Origin of the sequence: Piscirickettsia litoralis, assembly GCF_001720395.1 — a bacterium.
Lineage (GTDB): Bacteria > Pseudomonadota > Gammaproteobacteria > Piscirickettsiales > Piscirickettsiaceae > Piscirickettsia > Piscirickettsia litoralis.
The window spans coordinates 993,961-1,011,492 of sequence record NZ_MDTU01000001.1; the positions used below are offsets into that span (position 1 = coordinate 993,961).

Consider the following 17,532-nt stretch of genomic DNA (forward strand, 5'->3'; position numbering starts at 1 on the left):
ACCCTTATGTTTTTAATATTCAGTTCTATTCGTTCTAAAGCTGAATCATACGCCTCCCATGGAAATTTTAAAACCTTTTGCAAGCAATTATGGCGTTATTTTTTTTACCGCAATGCACCTTCCATCTGCTGAGTATTCTATTTCAAATAAACCATGTGCACCTTGGTGATCAACAATGTGTCGTAGTAAGCTGGCAGGAAATTGGACACGGCGGCCATACACATCCTCGACATGAACGATGTTTGCCTGACCTTGATAATAACGCATCACTTGCTCACGTGAGAGGTTAAGGTGAAAACGAGTCGTTGGCATCGGCTCTCCTAAGTTATCTTTCTTACTTCCATTTTTTAGCCAACTTATTGCATTGGATGGAAAAAATCCTTGCTTCATTATCCGTCGTATACGAATATTGTAATAGATAAGATTAGTTTAACCACTCGTTTTGTACCAAACATCAAGCAAATTCTATCGTGATGTTGGACAAGAGGGGGCTGTGAGGGAGCGCATATGGATATTTTTAGCCAATTTTCAGACCGTTATGAATCTCAACGTCAAGAAGAAATCAGCATCGAACAGTACTTACAACTCTGTAAAGAAGACCCCCTTGCCTATGCTAATGCATCAGAACGCATGCTCATTGCAATTGGTGAACCCGAGCTCGTCGACACCCGTAATGACCCAACATTAAGCCGTATTTTCGCCAACAAAGTCATTAAACGCTACCCTGCATTCAAAGATTTTTATGGTATGGAAGAGGTCATCGAGCAAATTGTCGCCTACTTCCGTCATGCGGCACAAGGCTTAGAAGAACAAAAGCAAATCCTTTATTTATTAGGCCCCGTTGGTGGTGGTAAATCTTCACTGGCAGAAAAGCTTAAAACACTCATTGAAAAAGTGCCTTTTTATGCCATCAAGGGCTCCCCCATTAATGAGTCACCTTTGGGCCTATTTTCAGCTGAAGAAGATGGTGAACTGTTAGAAGAAAAGTATGGTATTCCCCAACGCTATTTAGGCAAAGGTATGTCCCCCTGGGCGAGCAAACGCTTACATGAGTACAACGGTGATATTCGTGAGTTTAAAGTCGTCAAAGTGTGGCCATCTGTCCGTGACCAAGTCGCTGTGACGAAAACGGAACCTGGCGATGAAAATAACCAGGATATTTCATCACTCGTCGGTAAAGTCGACATACGCATGCTCGAGCGCTATTCACAAAACGATCCCGACGCCTATAGCTATTCAGGTGGTCTTTGTATTGCCAACCGCGGCCTTCTCGAATTCGTCGAGATGTTCAAAGCGCCCATCAAAGTACTGCATCCTTTATTAACAGCAACACAAGAAGGCAACTACAACGGTACCGAGGGCATTGCTGCTATTCCTTTTGATGGCATCATTATGGCGCACTCAAATGAATCGGAGTGGCAGTCATTTAAAGGTAATCGCAACAATGAAGCGTTTTTAGATCGTATTTTCATCGTTAAAGTCCCCTACTGCTTAAGACTGTCAGAAGAAAAACATATTTATGAAAAACTCGTCAATACCAGCTCTTTAAAAGGTGCTCACTGTGCACCAGGCACGCTAGATATGATGGCACAATTCTCTGTGCTTTCTCGCTTAAAAGAGCCAGATAATTCGAGCATTTACTCTAAGATGAAAGTCTATAACGGTGAAAATCTAAAGGATACTGATCCGAAAGCTAAATCTTATCAAGAGTATCGAGATTATGCCGGTGTCGATGAAGGGATGACCGGGCTCTCTACCCGTTTTGCCTTTAAGATTATTTCAAAAGTGTTTAACTTTGACCATACTGAGGTCGCAGCAAATCCGGTACATTTATTCTATGTTCTGGAAACTCAAATCGAACAAGAACAATTTGCCTCAGAAATCGCAGAGCGTTACTTGTCTTACATTAAAGGCTATTTAGTTCCCCAGTATATCGAGTTTATCGGCAAAGAAATTCAAACTGCCTATCTAGAATCTTATTCTGAATATGGCCAAAATATCTTTGATCGTTACGTCACCTATGCGGATTACTGGATTCAGGATCAAGAGTTCCGCGATCCAGACACAGGGGAGATTCTCGATCGCCAATCACTCAATGAAGAACTGGAGAAAATCGAAAAACCCGCCGGCATTAGCAATCCAAAAGATTTCAGAAATGAAATCGTCAACTTTGTCTTACGCGCTCGGGCAAATAATAAAGGCAAAAACCCAGACTGGACCAGCTACGAAAAATTACGTGCAGTCATTGAGAAGAAAATTTTCTCAAATACCGAAGAACTTCTACCTGTCATTTCATTTAACGCTAAATCCTCTGTCGAAGACAAGAAAAAACATAAGGATTTTGTCAACCGAATGACTGAAAAAGGTTATACAGAAAAGCAAGTTCGCTTACTGTGTGAATGGTATCTACGCGTACGTAAGTCCTCTTAAGCTGCAAAACAAGGAGCGTCCATGTCACAATTTATTGACCGACGTTTAAATGGCAAAAATAAAAGTGCTGTCAACAGGCAGCGCTTCATCCGCCGGTTTAAACAACAAATAAAGCGTGCTGTTGCTGATGCAGTATCAGGGCGCTCCATCACCGACCTTGAAAGTGGTGAAAAAGTCTCTATCCCAGCCAAAGACCTTTCTGAGCCTCACTTTCACCACGGTGAAGGGGGTAAGCGTGAAATGGTTCACCCGGGTAACGACCAATTTATTGCAGGTGATCGCGTCAAACGCCCTCAAAGTGGCGCGGGAGGTCGAGGTAACAACGCCAGCGATAGTGGAGAAGGTGAAGATGACTTTGGTTTTGAAATCTCCCGAGATGAATTTTTAGAACTATTTTTTGAAGATCTAGAACTCCCTAATTTAACCAAGCAAAAAGTGGGTAAAACTGAAGTATTTGATTCAGTACGTGCAGGTTTTAGCGTGACAGGGACACCGCCTAGCATTAGTATTGTCCGCTCATTTAGAAATGCCTTAGCTCGCCGTATTGCACTGGCTGGCCCTTACAAAGAAGAAATTCACCAACTCGAAGAAAAACTACAAGAGCAAGAAGAATCACAACGTACCAATAAAAATAACAATAGTAGTGAAGAAGAAAATAATGACAGCAATAATAATGTCATTAAGATAAAACAAGATATTAAATTCTTAAAGAAAAGAATTAAAAATATCCCATTTATAGATAGCTTTGACTTGCGTTATCACTCTCGCGTCAAGCAACCCAAGCCAACAACTCAAGCGGTGATGTTTTGCCTCATGGATGTCTCAGGCTCTATGGATCAAGCTAAAAAAGACATTGCTAAGCGCTTTTTTATCCTACTTTATCTCTTTTTAAACCGGACCTATGAGCATATTGATGTCGTTTTTATTCGTCATCATACCTCAGCAAAAGAAGTCGATGAAGAAGAATTTTTCTATTCCCGAGAGACCGGTGGTACCGTTGTCTCCAGCGCGCTTGAACTCATGAAAGATGTGATTGCTGAACGTTATCCAACATCAGAATGGAATATTTATGGTGCACAGGCCTCTGATGGCGACAATTGGAATAGCGATTCGCCACGCTGCCGCGACTTACTGTTTAATCATATTATGCCGCATGTTCAATACTTTGCGTACACAGAAATCATGTCACGCCACCATCAAAGCCTCTGGGATGCTTATCTTGAAGTCAGCGAAGCCTGTCCGCATTTTTCCATGCAGAATATTGACAGCGTGAAAGATATTTATCCTGTCTTTAGAAAACTATTTAAAAGGCAAGCCGCATGACTATAACAAAAGCAGAAGACAAAAAAATCTCAAAAAAAATGCGCCGATCAAAGCACGTAAAAAATCAACGGCTAAAAAAACAGCCAGAAAAAAAACAATTACCTCTCCGAATCTTCTGAGTGGACCTTTGAGCTTTTGGAAAAATACGATCGAGAAATCAAGCGTATCGCTCATGAAAAATTTAACCTCGATACTTACCCGAACCAAATTGAGGTCATTTCTGCAGAGCAAATGATGGACGCTTATGCATCATCGGGCATGCCCATCCACTATAACCATTGGTCCTACGGTAAACACTTTCTTTCCACTGAAAAAAACTACCGTCGCGGACAAATGGGTTTAGCCTATGAAATCGTCATTAATTCTGACCCTTGCATTTCCTACTTAATGGAAGAAAACACCATTACGATGCAAGCGTTAGTGATTGCTCATGCCTGCTATGGCCATAATTCATTTTTTAAAAATAATTACCTTTTTAAAACCTGGACCAATGCAGATGCAATTATCGATTACCTCGTCTTTGCGAAAAAATATATTCGTGAGTGCGAGGAAAAGCACGGAATTAATGCTGTTGAAGAAATTCTTGATTCTTGCCATGCCTTAATGAACTACGGTATTGATCGCTATCGCCGCCCTAACAAGCTCTCGATGGCGGAAGAACGCGAGCGCCAAATCAAACGCGAAGAGCATTTACAATACCAGGTCAATGAACTTTGGCGGACGATTCCAAAAAAAGATGAAGAAGCACAAGACACTAAAAAACAGCGCTTTCCCACAGAACCTGAAGACAATTTACTTTACTTCTTTGAAAAAAATGCCCCCTTACTCGAACCCTGGCAGCGAGAGCTTGTTCGTATCGTTCGAAAAATGGCACAATATTTCTACCCTCAGCGCCTCACTAAGGCCATGAACGAAGGCTGGGCGTGTTTCTGGCACTATACAATTCTCAATGAAATGTATGCAGAAGGCTTAGTCAATGATGGCTTTATGCTTGAATTTCTCACCTCACACACCAGCGTTATTTATCAACCACCATACAATAGCCCTTATTATAGCGGACTGAATCCATATTCTATTGGCTTTAATATGATGATTGATATTCGTCGTATTTGTGAGGAGCCTACAGAAGAAGACTATTATTGGTTTCCAAACATTGCCGGAACAAATTGGCGAGAATCTATTGAGTTTGCAATGCGCAATTTTAAAGATGAAAGCTTTATCGCTCAGTATCTATCCCCTAAAGTCATGCGTGATATGAAGCTTTTTTGCATCCTCGACGATGATGAAGACAGTGAACTTGAAGTCACCGCTATCCACAATGAGCAAGGCTATCGTAAAGTGCGTCAGACCATTTCTGAGCAATACAATCCGGGCAATATAGAGCCTCGTATTCAGGTTTATAACGTCGATTTACGTGGTAATCGTTCACTCGTATTAAGACATTTGATGAACAACCGGCGCCCTCTCGACGATAAAAGTACACAAGAAATACTCAAACATGTTTATCGCTTGTGGAATTTCCCAGTCATTCTTGAGTCTGTTGCAACAGATGGCAAAGTGGTAAAAACCTATCACTGCCCACCCAGAGAACCTGCCCCTGAGAACTAAACCTGCTCAAAAGAGAAGGCAAAAAAGTTTAAACCAATAAAAAAGGGGCTAAATGCCCCTTTTAAAATAATTAGACCTCATTAAGCATTTTGTTTTCCTGCCGGCAATTTACCGATATTAGCAACAAACGCATCGAGCTTTTCACGGGGATAACCCGGCAAGACTTGGTTTTCACCTTTGCTATCTTTATAAATCACAACCGGTGTACCTTGCATACCATTTTTCTCAAAAAATGCTAAATTCTCTTTCAGTTCAGCTTTTACCTTCTCAGAAATGTCTTTTTCAGCTAGTGGCTTAACTCCACCACTTTCTGTTTTCATATCAAAGGTTTTTTCATCTTGAGCTAATAGTGCCGCAGGATCTTTAGCTGATAAAACTGCAGCCGCCTTACCCACACTGTCTTGCTTTAAGAAAGCAACCATGATCCAACGAATCGAAAGCTGACCACTTTGCACGTAAGGTTGTAAGTTTTTATAAAGCATATGACAGATCGAGCAATTTGGCTCAGCCACCAAATAAATCTGGTGGGGTGCATCAACCTTCCCTTCTAAGAACCAATGAGTCTTGCCTGCTTCTTCAAGCAGTTTACTTGCAATCTTCGGTTGGATATTTTTCTTAACGTAGTTTTCCGTTAAATTTGCACCATCTTTACCAAACATCGTACCAAAAAAGGCAAACTGGCCTTGTTGATTGGCATAGATGATTAGCTGCTGCCCTCCTTGCTTAGGCTTAATGACGAAGCCTTTTATATCTGATCCTGCATTAAATTGCTGGCTTACATCAAACTGGTTACGCGTGATCTTCATGATCAAATCTTTTGCGGCCTCAGGGTTTACTTTTTCTGTAATAGCTTGTTTTTTCTGAATTTGCGCTTTCGCTACGGCCTTTTCGGTGTCAGTTGTATGCATTATTGCAGCACCAATTCCAGCACCAATGACAGCAGCGGCAGCTAAACCTAATACTTTTTTCATTGCGTTTACCTTTCTTTAAATGCACTAATTCCTGCATAATAATGCCTGAAAAATGCTATCTTAGCTATGTATTTGGTCTCCAAACTAACTGATGAAGCTTAACAAATTATGATAGAATACTTAAACACCGCGGTCATCTTAATCATCCCAATTCTAACCGCTATCGTCTTCCATGAAGTCGGCCACGGCTATGCTGCCAAACTCCTCGGCGATTCAACCGCAGCCAACCAAGGCCGCCTTAGTCTCAACCCGATCGCTCATATCGACCCGATCGGAACGATTGCTGTCCCAGCCTTACTCTACTTTACTAGCGGCTTCCTCTTTGGTTGGGCCAAGCCTGTTCCGGTGAACTACAACAAGCTCGGCTCTCCACGGCGAGATAGTGCCTTAGTCGCTATCGCGGGTCCTTTAGTGAATTTTATTTTTCTATTTATATGGTCGATATTATTTGCGGTTTCAGTAAAAATGCAATCCGCTACCCTTTACTCGATGAGCACCTTCGGGATACAAATCAATATTATTTTAATTGCTTTAAATTTACTCCCCATTCCCCCTTTAGACGGTAGTCGTGTCATTGCAAGCTTATTGCCTCCTCGCTTCGCTTATCAATACGAGCGATTTTCTTTTCTTGGCTTTATTCTAGTGATTTTACTGGCTGTCTCAGGAATATTCAGCCAATATTTATCACCACTCCTTAACGACGGAACTCTGTTTTTTATGAGACTTTTTATCTAAAAGACATTGACTTTTATGCAAGTGACTCTAATCAAGCAACCTGCCACTAACTCATTGATCAAAAGATACAGAGGGGTTTTGACTTTGCTGTGATTTACGGCAGAATGCATCTAAAAACGGCTGAGTACTGCTGTGAGAAGCCTTGCTAACTTGCGCAGCCTTAGCAGCATCTCCGGGTTCTAAAAAAGACAAAGGACCAGACTTTAATTCATGATTAGCTGAATTTTGAGTATAGCTAGTCCATGACTGACTTTGTAAATTTCGCTTCAGCTTGGGGTTAGTCACTAACTGTTGCTGCCCCTCTTCGCATTTTTGGAGAACACTTTTTTTAGATAACCCACTATATTGTTGAAAAAAAGCTTCCTTCAATGAAGGTGAGATGCTTGACTTTATATCTCTTGTTTCTCTTAATTTAGTTGGATCTACAAAGTCTAGCTCCTTTAAACTTCTTAGCTTATTGCCTGAAACTTTCTTTCGTTTAGCGACAATGTCAATGACTTCAAGACCTGGGTTTAATACACATATCGGCTGCCCATTGTAATCCACTAAATTATTTTGCTGAGCATTTTCAGCTCTAGAGGGTTCAATAGAAACAGAACGCAGAACATCGTTAATGCTAACCTTCTGAAGAAGACCGCTTAACTCTCTATCCATATCAGCAAAAGAAAATTTTCCAGTTTTTGCTAAAGCTTCAAGCAATTGAATATTTCCCAAGACCATAGCATATTGATCAACTCTAAGGCCACCTCGATCCTTAGCCATCAAGTTATCAGGGTTTTTGGATAATAAATAACAAGCAAAGTCGGTTGCATTTTTAGTTCCCATTTTTGATAAAAGTATAACAGGCGTTTTACCTTCTTTATCTGCTATTGCTAAATTAACTTTCCCTTTTGCAAGATCAACAAGCTTTCTAGCATTCTCAAAGTCTTCATTACCAATTAATAATTGCAAGGTGGTATTGCCGAACGCTCTCTCTTGCCTATTTGGATCAAAACCAGCAGCTAAGAGTGTTTTTGCTTTGTCAGCAAACTCCCCTCGAACACCAAGAGCTGCGATATTCATAATCGTTTGCCCTGTTTTCTTAAAGCACTCCACCTCATACGCTTTAATATCTTTTTGTGGTATTGCTTTTACAGCTTCATCTATCTCTGCTGGTGTAGAGAACTTGTTCGTCAAAGTTTTTAACACTTCGGGATTAATCTTTGGCATATTGATTTGACTTCCTATTTAAACTTTATACATCACACATTAGAGTGGCGACCTTCCAAGCTAATCAGCTAAGGTATTTAATGCCTCTCTCAGGGGTGCGTAAAATTTACCATAAATTAACTATATACTTACATAGATTTTTACCTAAAAATATATATAAATCACAAGCTTCGCACTTTGAGCTCTAATGTTTTAAAATAGTGGTTCAAGGAAGTTGGCTTTGTTGCTTAGCCTCTCGCCCCTTCCGATAGGCGCATTTCAGCTGCTTCTAAAACTATCCGGCATGCCTAGGCGGGTCATCTTATTCAAAACGCCTGCACCAATCATTCCTTCGTTTTTCTGTCTGGCCATTTCTCTAGATTGCATCATATAGCATTTTCAGTAATTATGCAGCCTCAATGATCAAACCACCCTTCCAAATCATCTGACTCAATCTCATTAATTGCATGAGCAAATGCATGAAACAACTCTGCTTCCGTTCTGGGCTTAAGCTTACGAATAATACTTTTAAGTTTAGACCAACACATTTCTATTGGAGATAAATCAGGAGAATACCTTGGTAAAGGTAAAACCATTACACCCTTTAGTTTGGCCATTTCTTTGATTTTTTTCACGTTGTGCACAGGTGCATTATCAATCAATAATATCTTACCTGGCTGTAGTTTTGGCAGCAATGAATGCTTGATAAATGCTTCCACACAATCTTGATCAACAGCCCCATTGACCATGCCAATATCGATCACTTTTTCTAAACTCACTGCACCTAATGCTGATATATTTTCTCCATGAATTGGAACCGGCATTTTCAGCCTTTCTTTTGTCAAACATCGGCCATGAAGTTTTGTTAAATTTAATGGGAAACCTGATTCATCCAAAACAATTAAATTAGACGGATCAATACTTGGCATAAACTCTATAAAGTTTTCTCGCTCTTGCTTTATATCCTCGCGCTCCCGTTCTTGTGCGTAACAAGATTTTTTTATAGGAGACTTTCAACTCTTTAATCACATAATGCATACAAGGGATAGTGACACTTTTACCGGTATCAGACTCTAATTGATCTCGGTAATCTTTTAGTGTGGCATCAGGAAAATCGGCAATATAAGTCATAATTAATGCTTTATCTTGAGGCTCTATCGTCGGCTTTCTCCCCCTGGCTTCTTAGGAATGAGCGATTCGTTATTTTTGTATTGCCGATAATATTTTTTTACACTGCTCATGCTAATTGAGAGAAGCTCTGCAATTTCTTCGTTGGTATACTCTTCTGTGAGTTTTAAGTTGATTACTCGCTCTCTTAAATCAACAGAATATGGGGCGACCATTGGGCTATCCTTGGCTAAAGCAACAATTATAACACCATACTAATCATTTGAAAAAATAGGATTTATTATTATTTAAAATGCTATATTACCCAGTATGCGCTTATAGCGCTGTACTCCAAGTTCAGAATAATTTCTTCTGCCATATTGATTCGCCTTTTACCAGTGCATTCTACCCTGTTTGATAATCTAACTTAAATTCTTATTTCTAATGGTATGGTTATTATCATCGAATACCGCATTTTTAGGAGGAGGAATCGCAACGGTTGCATTCGGCGAATGATTAAGCACTGATTCATAGACATCATAGCTGTCATAAGCACCATCTGCTGAGAAGTGATCAAACTCAAAATCAATTTGGTTTAGCAAGTCGTCCACAACCTCTTCATCAGCCTCATAACGATCTGTGATGAGCGCAGCCTGAATATAGTGGCCATCGTCAACAGCTACATGTAATTTGCGCCAACTACGCTTCGCTGAAATTTTATATTTCTCCTGATGCCATTCACCTCGGCCAAAGCGCTTGAGGCCTGAGGAATCAATGGCTATCGCTGCAATGTCATCGTCTGGCTGATCTGTTTTTCGATAACGTGGAACCTCAATATTAAGCTCTGCTAAACGCTTAGAGAGTACCGTGTCAGGGCATCTAATTGGTAATCCTTGTGCTTCAAAATAGGAATCAATCATTCCTTGAGTTTGGCGCAGTGGCTGTTTAAAAACTTTGCGTATTTCATGGCAGGTAATTATTGCCAGACCCGTATACAGTTGTGGTGTACCCGTACCATCATAGACTCGATCTTTTTCATGCCAATTTTCGATGACTCCCTCTGAAACCCAAACGTCAACTCGGCCTCGGTTTCGCAATGAGTTGTTATACGTTGGCCAATTTTTGACCTTGTATTTCTGTTTGGGAACGTTCCAACCTTTCTTTTTGGGATACTTGTAAGGCACTGCTATTTATCACTTTATTGATTCGATCCCAGGATAACAGTGAACTGGCTCAATCACCATAATTGATCACTTTTTGAGCTAAGCAACAAAGCCCATGACAAGTGTTAACTAGTTTAATTGCTAATCAATTGTTATATTAGCTAGAGTTGTGTGTGTACAAGGTCACGGTATATTAGAGGTGTAGTACTTGATTCAGAATAGCAAAAATCACCATCGATTCACCTTAACTCTCATATTACTTGTCGTTCCATTGTCAGGCGCAGGCATTGATATTTATGTACCATCACTGCCTGCAATTCAAAGTAGTATGGGGGTGAGTCACTTTGCTGCGAAAGTGACTGTAGCCCTTTATTTGTTTGGCTATGGATTTGGGCAGCTCATTATTGGTCCATTGTCAGATCGCTATGGGCGGCGTTGGATTGTCATTGTTTCCTTATTGCTCTATGCATTGTCTAGCTTTGGTGCGAGTGTTTCACCCAATATCGAATTTTTGTGGGTAATGCGGATTATTCAAGGTGCTGTCGTGAGCGGCATTCTTGTTCCTGCAAGGGCATCGATTAGTGATTTATTTACAGGTACAGCTTATTTAAAAGCAATGAATTATAGTACGGTGGCGTGGGCGATGGGACCTATTTTGGCTCCTGCCATTGGTGGCTATTTACAAGTATGGGGTGGCTGGCATGTGCCTTTCTATGCATTGGCACTTTATAGTGCTGTGATGGCGATCATCATGCTGCTTGTATTTAAAGAAACGAAGCGTAAAACAACTGATAAATTTATCCCCTTACGTCAGCTGGTGGTCAATTATGGACATATGTTACGTTCATTTGAGTTTATGGCTGGAGTTGCATGTTTGTCTTTACTGTATTCAGTATTGACAGTCTTTAACGTTGTTGGCCCCTTTTTGATTCAGAGCCAGCTAGGGTTGAGCCCTATTTTTTATGGGCATGTCGCTCTATGGTTGGGGCTTGCTTGGTTTTTGGGGACGGTAAGTTATCGGTTTGCGATCAGGTTTTCTGCGCTTCGTGTTGGACTCAGCTATTTAAGTGTGGCTGTGTTAATTGCACTGTCGATGGTAATTGAATCGGTGCTTTATGGACTATCAGTATGGGGGGTTGTATTGCCAACTTTAGTACTCGGGTTTTGTGCTGGCGCTGTTTTTTCACAGCTGTATGGTCGTTGTATTGCCTTATACCCAAACACTCCAGCAAGTGCAGGTGCGTTAATGGGTTCGATCTTTGTGGTTGGAGCAGGACTGGTTTCAGCCTTAGCCAGCCAATGGCAGATTGTTGGTTTATTACCATTGGCTTTGATTAATTTCGGTTTGGTGTTGAGTGCAGCCGTGTTGTTTTTAAGACAGAATGCTTCATTGGGTTAGCTATTGAAGTGGGCCTATGTAAGCGATCGACTAGCATATGACAAAGCGACAACGAGGTTTTCGCGATGCGGTTAAATCGGATCTAGTTTATATTGATATTTTTCCTTGCGCAGAGGATCAGAGTTCTTGTGTTGACTATGGAAAAAAATGCACTGAGGAATCATTGATCGGTCCCTCATCCTCGCACTTTTTTTCAGCCTCCACAAGGCGACTTGGTGACCTTCCTCTGTCCAATCTTCCACTATTCACACCCTGCTGTGTCGGGATTGACTGAAGCCCATTGGCAACATGTTGCTTCACACCTTTTAATGTTTGATGTTTTTCCCCTTTTAACCCGACTAACACTTCTTTTCTTATAAAGTCCATCACATCTTCTATCTTACTTTCTGGGTTCAGCTTCAGAAGTTTCCCAGCTAAAATCTCAACCATATGATCCGGACTAAAATACAAGCTATTTGACCCGATAGACAGCAAATCAGTTTGCAGTGGTATACCCATCTTATGTTTTTTAATGGTACCTGTGATACTAGTCAACACGTTTCGTGTAAGCTCTTTCTTAAGAAATGGATTTGAATTGTTGCGTATATTATAGTGTAGAGCTAATTTTAGCAGTGTTAGCCACCCAACGACCTCTGCTATTTCAGCTTGTGCAGTAAACAGTGGATTTTTGTGAACTTTAACACGCTTTAATTGATGTTTAGCATCCTTAATAGTCGAGTCATATACAAGATAAGCAACATCATCGAACGAAACTTCTTTTTTCATTTTCTTATGTGTATTTTTTTGTTTATACAAGTCAATCAGTAAGACTTGAGATAGCAGGTCAATCAGCTCAGAGGTTTTTTTTAACTCATCTCCTCCCTGGCCTTGTATGCCATCGGCATAGATACTGCGACAAACAGTGAGAACATGAGAGACCTCCTTTTTACCGTGACTGTCAGATAAAGCCAAAAATAACCGATATTTTTCAGGTGTTATCCCACCTTTAATCATAGATGCAATTAAAAAATCAAAAGCCGTTAGATCATAGCTTCCTTTTTTATAATGTGTTCTTGAAAGATTATCTTTAACTTTTTTTCTTTCATAAAGCAGTGGGCTAATTCAAAAAATCCACTATAAATCGCATACTGCAAGCTATTCGCTCTCAATGAACAACCATGGTAGTCTATTTTAAATGCCTCATTAGTATGCCGGCAACGGAACCCTTGATCATGCAAACCAGCAAACAGTCCTGTATAAAATTTCTCATTATTATATTGATGAGAATAATCAACAAGGTGATGCATCAAACCTTTTTTTGTATATTTGAACAAAATTTCATCAGCATTCAAGCCCAACTTATCAAGTGCCAAAAGCCCCTCAATATTTCCTGCCTTAATTAGTCCTTGAATAAGGGAAACCACAGCTTCTTTATTATTATCTTTACCAGCAATAAGAGTCTTTTTCTGTAATTTTAATATATTTTTAAAAGTGTCGATATTCTCTGGTAGGCATAATTTTTTTAAAGATTTAGAATCTGCATAAAATAGCATACATTCACCTTTAAAAATTTCATTCTGTATCAACTTTTCAAAGCTAAGAAGATCACCTTGAGCTAATAAATCCCATAATTTTAAATAAGCATCAGACCTATGTACTGCTTTTGACAAACCAACTTCTAATATCGTTTCTGGATTTTGAAGTTTAATTTTATTTTCTTTTCTCCGTTGTTTTTTGTTATTATATTTCATACTTATTTTTTTATTTTTATGATTTTTTTATTGAATCTTCATGATCAACAGCAACATTATTCACTGAAGGTTTCACTTTTTTAGAAAGCAAGTGGTGGATAATACTCATACTTTCTTTAAGGTTATGCATATTTTCCTTGAACACACTCTTCAGTATCCTATCTTGTCTATTCTTAGTAAAAGCACCTCGAGGTGCCTTCACTTTAAAACCATCTTTAGTTGCTTTACCCAAAGAGTTATCCCTAAAATCAGCGACCTCCCTATAATCTTTACTATTTACAAGCTTAAACCATTCTTGATATAAGCCATAAACCTTTGTAGATAGCTCAAGTTTTCTATCTAATTCTTTTTCAACAGCTAATTGACTATTTATCTTTGCAATACTTTCCTCTAAGTTGGCTTTTTCAAGCTCTAAATCATTTATATGCTGATCAACTTTATCAATAAGTGGCTGCATGAATTTAAGTGCATTTTGCTTTATTTGCTCTTTTATTTCTGAAGATAACGGATTATCACTACTATCATATAATTTGAGAGCACCTTTTTTACCCTGTTCATATTGATAATATACTTTTATATCATGAATAAAGCCTTCGCTATCTTCATATTTCGCTGAATAATGCTGATGAGCTGCCAACTGTTTAACTTTATTTTGAGCACCATTATCATAATAAGATACTACCGTTAAGTGTGAACTAATCACACTCGGCATTTTCTCATTTAAGTTAATTAAAATATACTGGGCATTATTAGTTTCACTTGAAAATTCTTTCTCTTTATTAATCGATTGATAAAGTGGCTCATTCAGAAAATAATTTTTATTTTTTTACAATACAGAAAAGAATATATTTGGAGATGTACTTCCATCTCCATAAGTGGTCATTTTTGGTTTATAGTAAGAAGGATTGTTTCCTATCAATGAAGAAAATATCGATCGTTTCACTTTAATTTTCGATTTATTTTTAGGCACTGCTAAATCTCCTATTAGTTAACTAATACACTGTAAGAGCGTAAATATATTGTTGTTGTCATGCGCCAATTATGCTGACCCACTTATGCTAAATCGGGTCTAGTTCATATTGATACTTCTCCTTGCGCAGGGGATCAGAGCTCTTGTGTTGACTATGGAAAAAAATCACAGAGGAATCATTGACCGGCCCCTCACCCTCCACAATCAGCAAATTAATGTGACGATACCCATGACACATCTTCAGGTATATTGTATTTCCTAAGTGAGAACACCAAGAGCTGCGATGTTCATAATCATTTGCCCTGTTTTCTTAAAGCACTCCTCCTCATATGCTTTAATATTTCTTTGTGGTTGCTTTTACAGCTTTATCTATCTCTGCTGGTGTAGAGAACTTGTTCGTCAAAGTTTTTAACACTTCGGGATTAATCTTTAGCATATTGATTTGACTTCCTATTTAAACTTTACACATCACACAGTAGAGTGACGATCTTCCAAGCTAATAAGCTAAGATATTTAACGCCTCTCTCAGGATGCATGAAATTTACCATAAATTAACCATATACTTACATAGATTTTTAACTAAAAATATATATAAATAAGTACTTTTAAATAAATCAAACGTTTATTAGCATTCATGCCTAGAAAAAGCACTGAACAAAACTTGCTCACTAATTATTTTCGTGATAGCTACAATATGGACTCTAAGCGCATAATAGCTCTTACCTACAAGATGAAAAACAAAAAAGGCGCATGATGCGCCTTTAATATTTATTTTTAATAAAAAGGATTAAATATAATTAAAATATTTTATCAAAGAACAACCGAACATGGTCGGAGAAGCGTTTAAAGAAGCCTCCCTGCGCAACATCAGCCATCGCAACGACTGGCACATCAGCCACTTCTTTGCCCTCTAAAGTCACTTTAAGCTCACCCACTTTCTGACCCTTGGCGATCGGCGCTTTCAACGTATTATCAAAGACCATATTCGCTTTTAATTTAGAATCTGAACCTTGTGGAATCGTTACATATAAAGCTTTGTCCACACCAACGGCGAGCTCATCACTTTGGCCTAGCCACACTCGACGCTCACTTAATTTAGTATCTGCATGATATAACTCACGCCCTTCAAAGAAGCGAAAACCATAGGTTAGTAATTCTTTGCTTAAAGACGCAACCTGATTATCAGAGTTTGCACCTAAAACCACAGCGATTAAACGCATCGGATTCCCTGGAGTTTTTGCCGAACTGACCAATGAAAAACCCGCAGCCCCAGTACTGCCTGTTTTTAGACCATCCGCATATGGATAAATAAATAATAAACGATTAAAGTTCGCCTGACGAATGCCATTATAACGGAAATATTTTTGTGAAAACCAAGAGTAATATTCAGGGTAGCGATTAATTAAACCAAAAGCGAGTTTACTTAAATCATAAGCCGTTGAAAAGTGCGCAGGTGAAGGTAACCCCATCACATCACTAAAGTGAGTATTATGCATCCCTAGTGATTTTAATGCCTGATTCATCAGATGAACAATCGCGCTTTGTGTTCCACCCATATAAGTCGCTAAAGTCACCGCGGCATCATTACCAGAATCAACAATGACCCCTTGAATTAACTCTTTAACCGAAACCTGGCTCCCTGGTTTTAAAAACATTCTAGAACCGCCGGTCGCCCAAGCAATTTTTGGCACCGTCACCCTATCATCTAAATGAATGCGACCTGATTTTAACTCTTGCTGCACGATATAGAGCAACATCAACTTTGTTGTACTCGCCGGCGCCATACGCTTATTGCCATCATAAGCTGCCAAAATCTCACCATTCTTAGCATCCATAAGAATATAAGATTTTGCGTTTAACTGCGGTTGTGGCGGAACTAAAGCCGGCCATTGAGATGAAAGTACTGCAGGCGTAGCCTGTGCTCCACCAGCGGCAAGAGGAGCCGCAGGGACCTGAATATTTTCGGGCACATGTGCGTTCACATTCACCGCACCATACTTATTTAATGGCGGGTTCGCTGTATAATGCTCAAAGGCATAATAGTTTGGGTCAGGCTTCGCATTAACAGGAACAGCAACTCCAGCAGGTGTAGGTGTTGTATTCGTAGTATTGCTTATTGTCGAATTTGAATTAGCTATTGCAGCTTTTTGGTCTGCTACAGTATTAGCAATATTATCAGCTTTTGCTGTAGGTAATTGAGTAGAAGCTGTATTGATCGATGCAGACTCTGCTAAAACTGGACTACTCACTAGCGCTCCTAGCCCTATTAAGGCAAAAAGAACCCCAGAAGTCTTCTTAATCGTGAACATGGGCACCCTCATGATGTTTATTTTTATACATTGCAAAAATTTTTCTCATGCTAACATAAACACACTCGCTGTCCTACTCGATTGCACCCACGCCTAAAACCCGTACAATGAGCCAAACTGAGTTTTAATTTCAAGGAGCCACCGTGAATACTCACCCACACCGCCGCTTTAATCCATTACGAGGAGAGTGGGTCTTAGTCTCACCGCACCGAACCAAACGACCTTGGCAAGGCCAGCAAGAAAAAACACAGACAGAACAACGACCTCAATATGATCAAGAATGCTACCTATGTCCGAATAATACCCGTGCCAATGGCGAGCATAACCCCCCTTATCAAGACACCTTTGTTTTCGAGAATGATTTCGCTGCTCTACTACCTGAATTAGCCAAAAACAATAACGATATAAATACAAAACAATCACCCTTACTCCAGCAAATGCCCGCATCAGGACTCTGCCGTGTCATGTGCTTTTCTCCTCGCCATGACTTGAGTTTGGCCCAAATGGCTCCCAATGAAATATTCACCGTCATCAATACTTGGGCGGACCAAATGACTGAACTCAGCCAAACCTACCGTTGGGTACAGATTTTTGAAAAC

Annotated in this window: 17 protein-coding genes; 6 read left to right on the forward strand and 11 right to left on the reverse strand. The window is 39.6% G+C overall.

Going from position 1 to position 17,532, the window contains the following annotated elements:
- Positions 1 to 87: 87 nt before the first annotated feature.
- On the reverse strand, positions 88 to 312 hold the full coding sequence (locus tag BGC07_RS04705) for a DUF2835 family protein (protein WP_235602933.1): 225 nt from the start codon (positions 310 to 312) through the stop codon (positions 88 to 90).
- A 195-nt stretch (positions 313 to 507) separates the two neighbouring features.
- Between BGC07_RS04705 and BGC07_RS04710 the strand changes: the two genes are divergently transcribed.
- The 3 genes from BGC07_RS04710 to BGC07_RS04720 all read left to right on the forward strand — a co-directional run bounded on the left by BGC07_RS04710 (position 508) and on the right by BGC07_RS04720 (position 5,361).
- A complete protein-coding gene (locus BGC07_RS04710) occupies positions 508 to 2,430 on the forward strand; it encodes a PrkA family serine protein kinase (RefSeq protein ID WP_069312159.1) in 1,923 nt (640 codons plus the stop codon).
- Positions 2,431 to 2,451: 21 nt separating this feature from the next.
- Entirely contained in the window at positions 2,452 to 3,753 is a 1,302-nt protein-coding gene (locus tag BGC07_RS04715; RefSeq protein WP_069312160.1) for a YeaH/YhbH family protein, read from the forward strand.
- A 135-nt stretch (positions 3,754 to 3,888) separates the two neighbouring features.
- A complete protein-coding gene (locus BGC07_RS04720; protein ID WP_069312161.1) occupies positions 3,889 to 5,361 on the forward strand; it encodes a SpoVR family protein in 1,473 nt (490 codons plus the stop codon).
- 80 nt (positions 5,362 to 5,441) lie between these two features.
- On the opposite strand, the gene dsbG is transcribed toward BGC07_RS04720, so the two are convergent.
- Positions 5,442 to 6,332 (reverse strand): thiol:disulfide interchange protein DsbG, encoded by an 891-nt coding sequence (gene dsbG, locus BGC07_RS04725; RefSeq protein ID WP_069312162.1) that lies wholly within the window; start codon positions 6,330 to 6,332, stop codon positions 5,442 to 5,444.
- A 108-nt stretch (positions 6,333 to 6,440) separates the two neighbouring features.
- Between dsbG and BGC07_RS04730 the strand changes: the two genes are divergently transcribed.
- Entirely contained in the window at positions 6,441 to 7,067 is a 627-nt protein-coding gene (locus BGC07_RS04730) for a site-2 protease family protein (RefSeq protein ID WP_069312163.1), read from the forward strand.
- A 51-nt stretch (positions 7,068 to 7,118) separates the two neighbouring features.
- Here the strand turns inward: BGC07_RS04730 and BGC07_RS04735 are convergent, their stop codons facing one another.
- From BGC07_RS04735 to BGC07_RS04755, 5 genes are all read right to left on the reverse strand, one after another.
- Entirely contained in the window at positions 7,119 to 8,276 is a 1,158-nt protein-coding gene (locus BGC07_RS04735; RefSeq protein WP_069312164.1) for an ankyrin repeat domain-containing protein, read from the reverse strand.
- A 395-nt stretch (positions 8,277 to 8,671) separates the two neighbouring features.
- Positions 8,672 to 9,184: a transposase gene (locus BGC07_RS04740; RefSeq protein WP_069312165.1), complete on the reverse strand. Its 513-nt coding sequence runs from the start codon at positions 9,182 to 9,184 to the stop codon at positions 8,672 to 8,674.
- Positions 9,171 to 9,386, reverse strand: coding sequence for a hypothetical protein (locus BGC07_RS04745; protein ID WP_069312166.1), 216 nt, complete (start codon positions 9,384 to 9,386; stop codon positions 9,171 to 9,173). The genes BGC07_RS04740 and BGC07_RS04745 overlap by 14 nt, the downstream gene beginning before the upstream one ends.
- 23 nt (positions 9,387 to 9,409) lie before the next feature.
- A complete protein-coding gene (locus tag BGC07_RS04750; RefSeq protein ID WP_069312167.1) occupies positions 9,410 to 9,598 on the reverse strand; it encodes a sigma factor-like helix-turn-helix DNA-binding protein in 189 nt (62 codons plus the stop codon).
- 186 nt (positions 9,599 to 9,784) lie between these two features.
- Positions 9,785 to 10,546: an IS5 family transposase gene (locus tag BGC07_RS04755; protein WP_069312168.1), complete on the reverse strand. Its 762-nt coding sequence runs from the start codon at positions 10,544 to 10,546 to the stop codon at positions 9,785 to 9,787.
- 187 nt (positions 10,547 to 10,733) lie between these two features.
- Here BGC07_RS04755 and BGC07_RS04760 point away from each other — a divergent pair, with 187 nt between their 5' ends.
- A complete protein-coding gene (locus BGC07_RS04760; protein ID WP_069312169.1) occupies positions 10,734 to 11,924 on the forward strand; it encodes an MFS transporter in 1,191 nt (396 codons plus the stop codon).
- 135 nt (positions 11,925 to 12,059) lie between these two features.
- Here the strand turns inward: BGC07_RS04760 and BGC07_RS04765 are convergent, their stop codons facing one another.
- The 4 genes from BGC07_RS04765 to BGC07_RS04780 all read right to left on the reverse strand — a co-directional run bounded on the left by BGC07_RS04765 (position 12,060) and on the right by BGC07_RS04780 (position 16,873).
- Entirely contained in the window at positions 12,060 to 12,917 is an 858-nt protein-coding gene (locus BGC07_RS04765) for a hypothetical protein (protein WP_069312170.1), read from the reverse strand.
- A 26-nt stretch (positions 12,918 to 12,943) separates the two neighbouring features.
- Positions 12,944 to 13,654 (reverse strand): hypothetical protein, encoded by a 711-nt coding sequence (locus BGC07_RS04770; RefSeq protein WP_069312171.1) that lies wholly within the window; start codon positions 13,652 to 13,654, stop codon positions 12,944 to 12,946.
- A gap of 16 nt (positions 13,655 to 13,670) precedes the next feature.
- Positions 13,671 to 14,366 (reverse strand): hypothetical protein, encoded by a 696-nt coding sequence (locus BGC07_RS04775; protein ID WP_069312172.1) that lies wholly within the window; start codon positions 14,364 to 14,366, stop codon positions 13,671 to 13,673.
- 1,055 nt (positions 14,367 to 15,421) lie between these two features.
- Entirely contained in the window at positions 15,422 to 16,873 is a 1,452-nt protein-coding gene (locus tag BGC07_RS04780; RefSeq protein ID WP_235602934.1) for a D-alanyl-D-alanine carboxypeptidase family protein, read from the reverse strand.
- 203 nt (positions 16,874 to 17,076) lie between these two features.
- Between BGC07_RS04780 and galT the strand changes: the two genes are divergently transcribed.
- A partial coding sequence (galT, locus tag BGC07_RS04785) for a galactose-1-phosphate uridylyltransferase (RefSeq protein ID WP_069312174.1) occupies positions 17,077 to 17,532 on the forward strand: 456 nt, incomplete at its 3' end.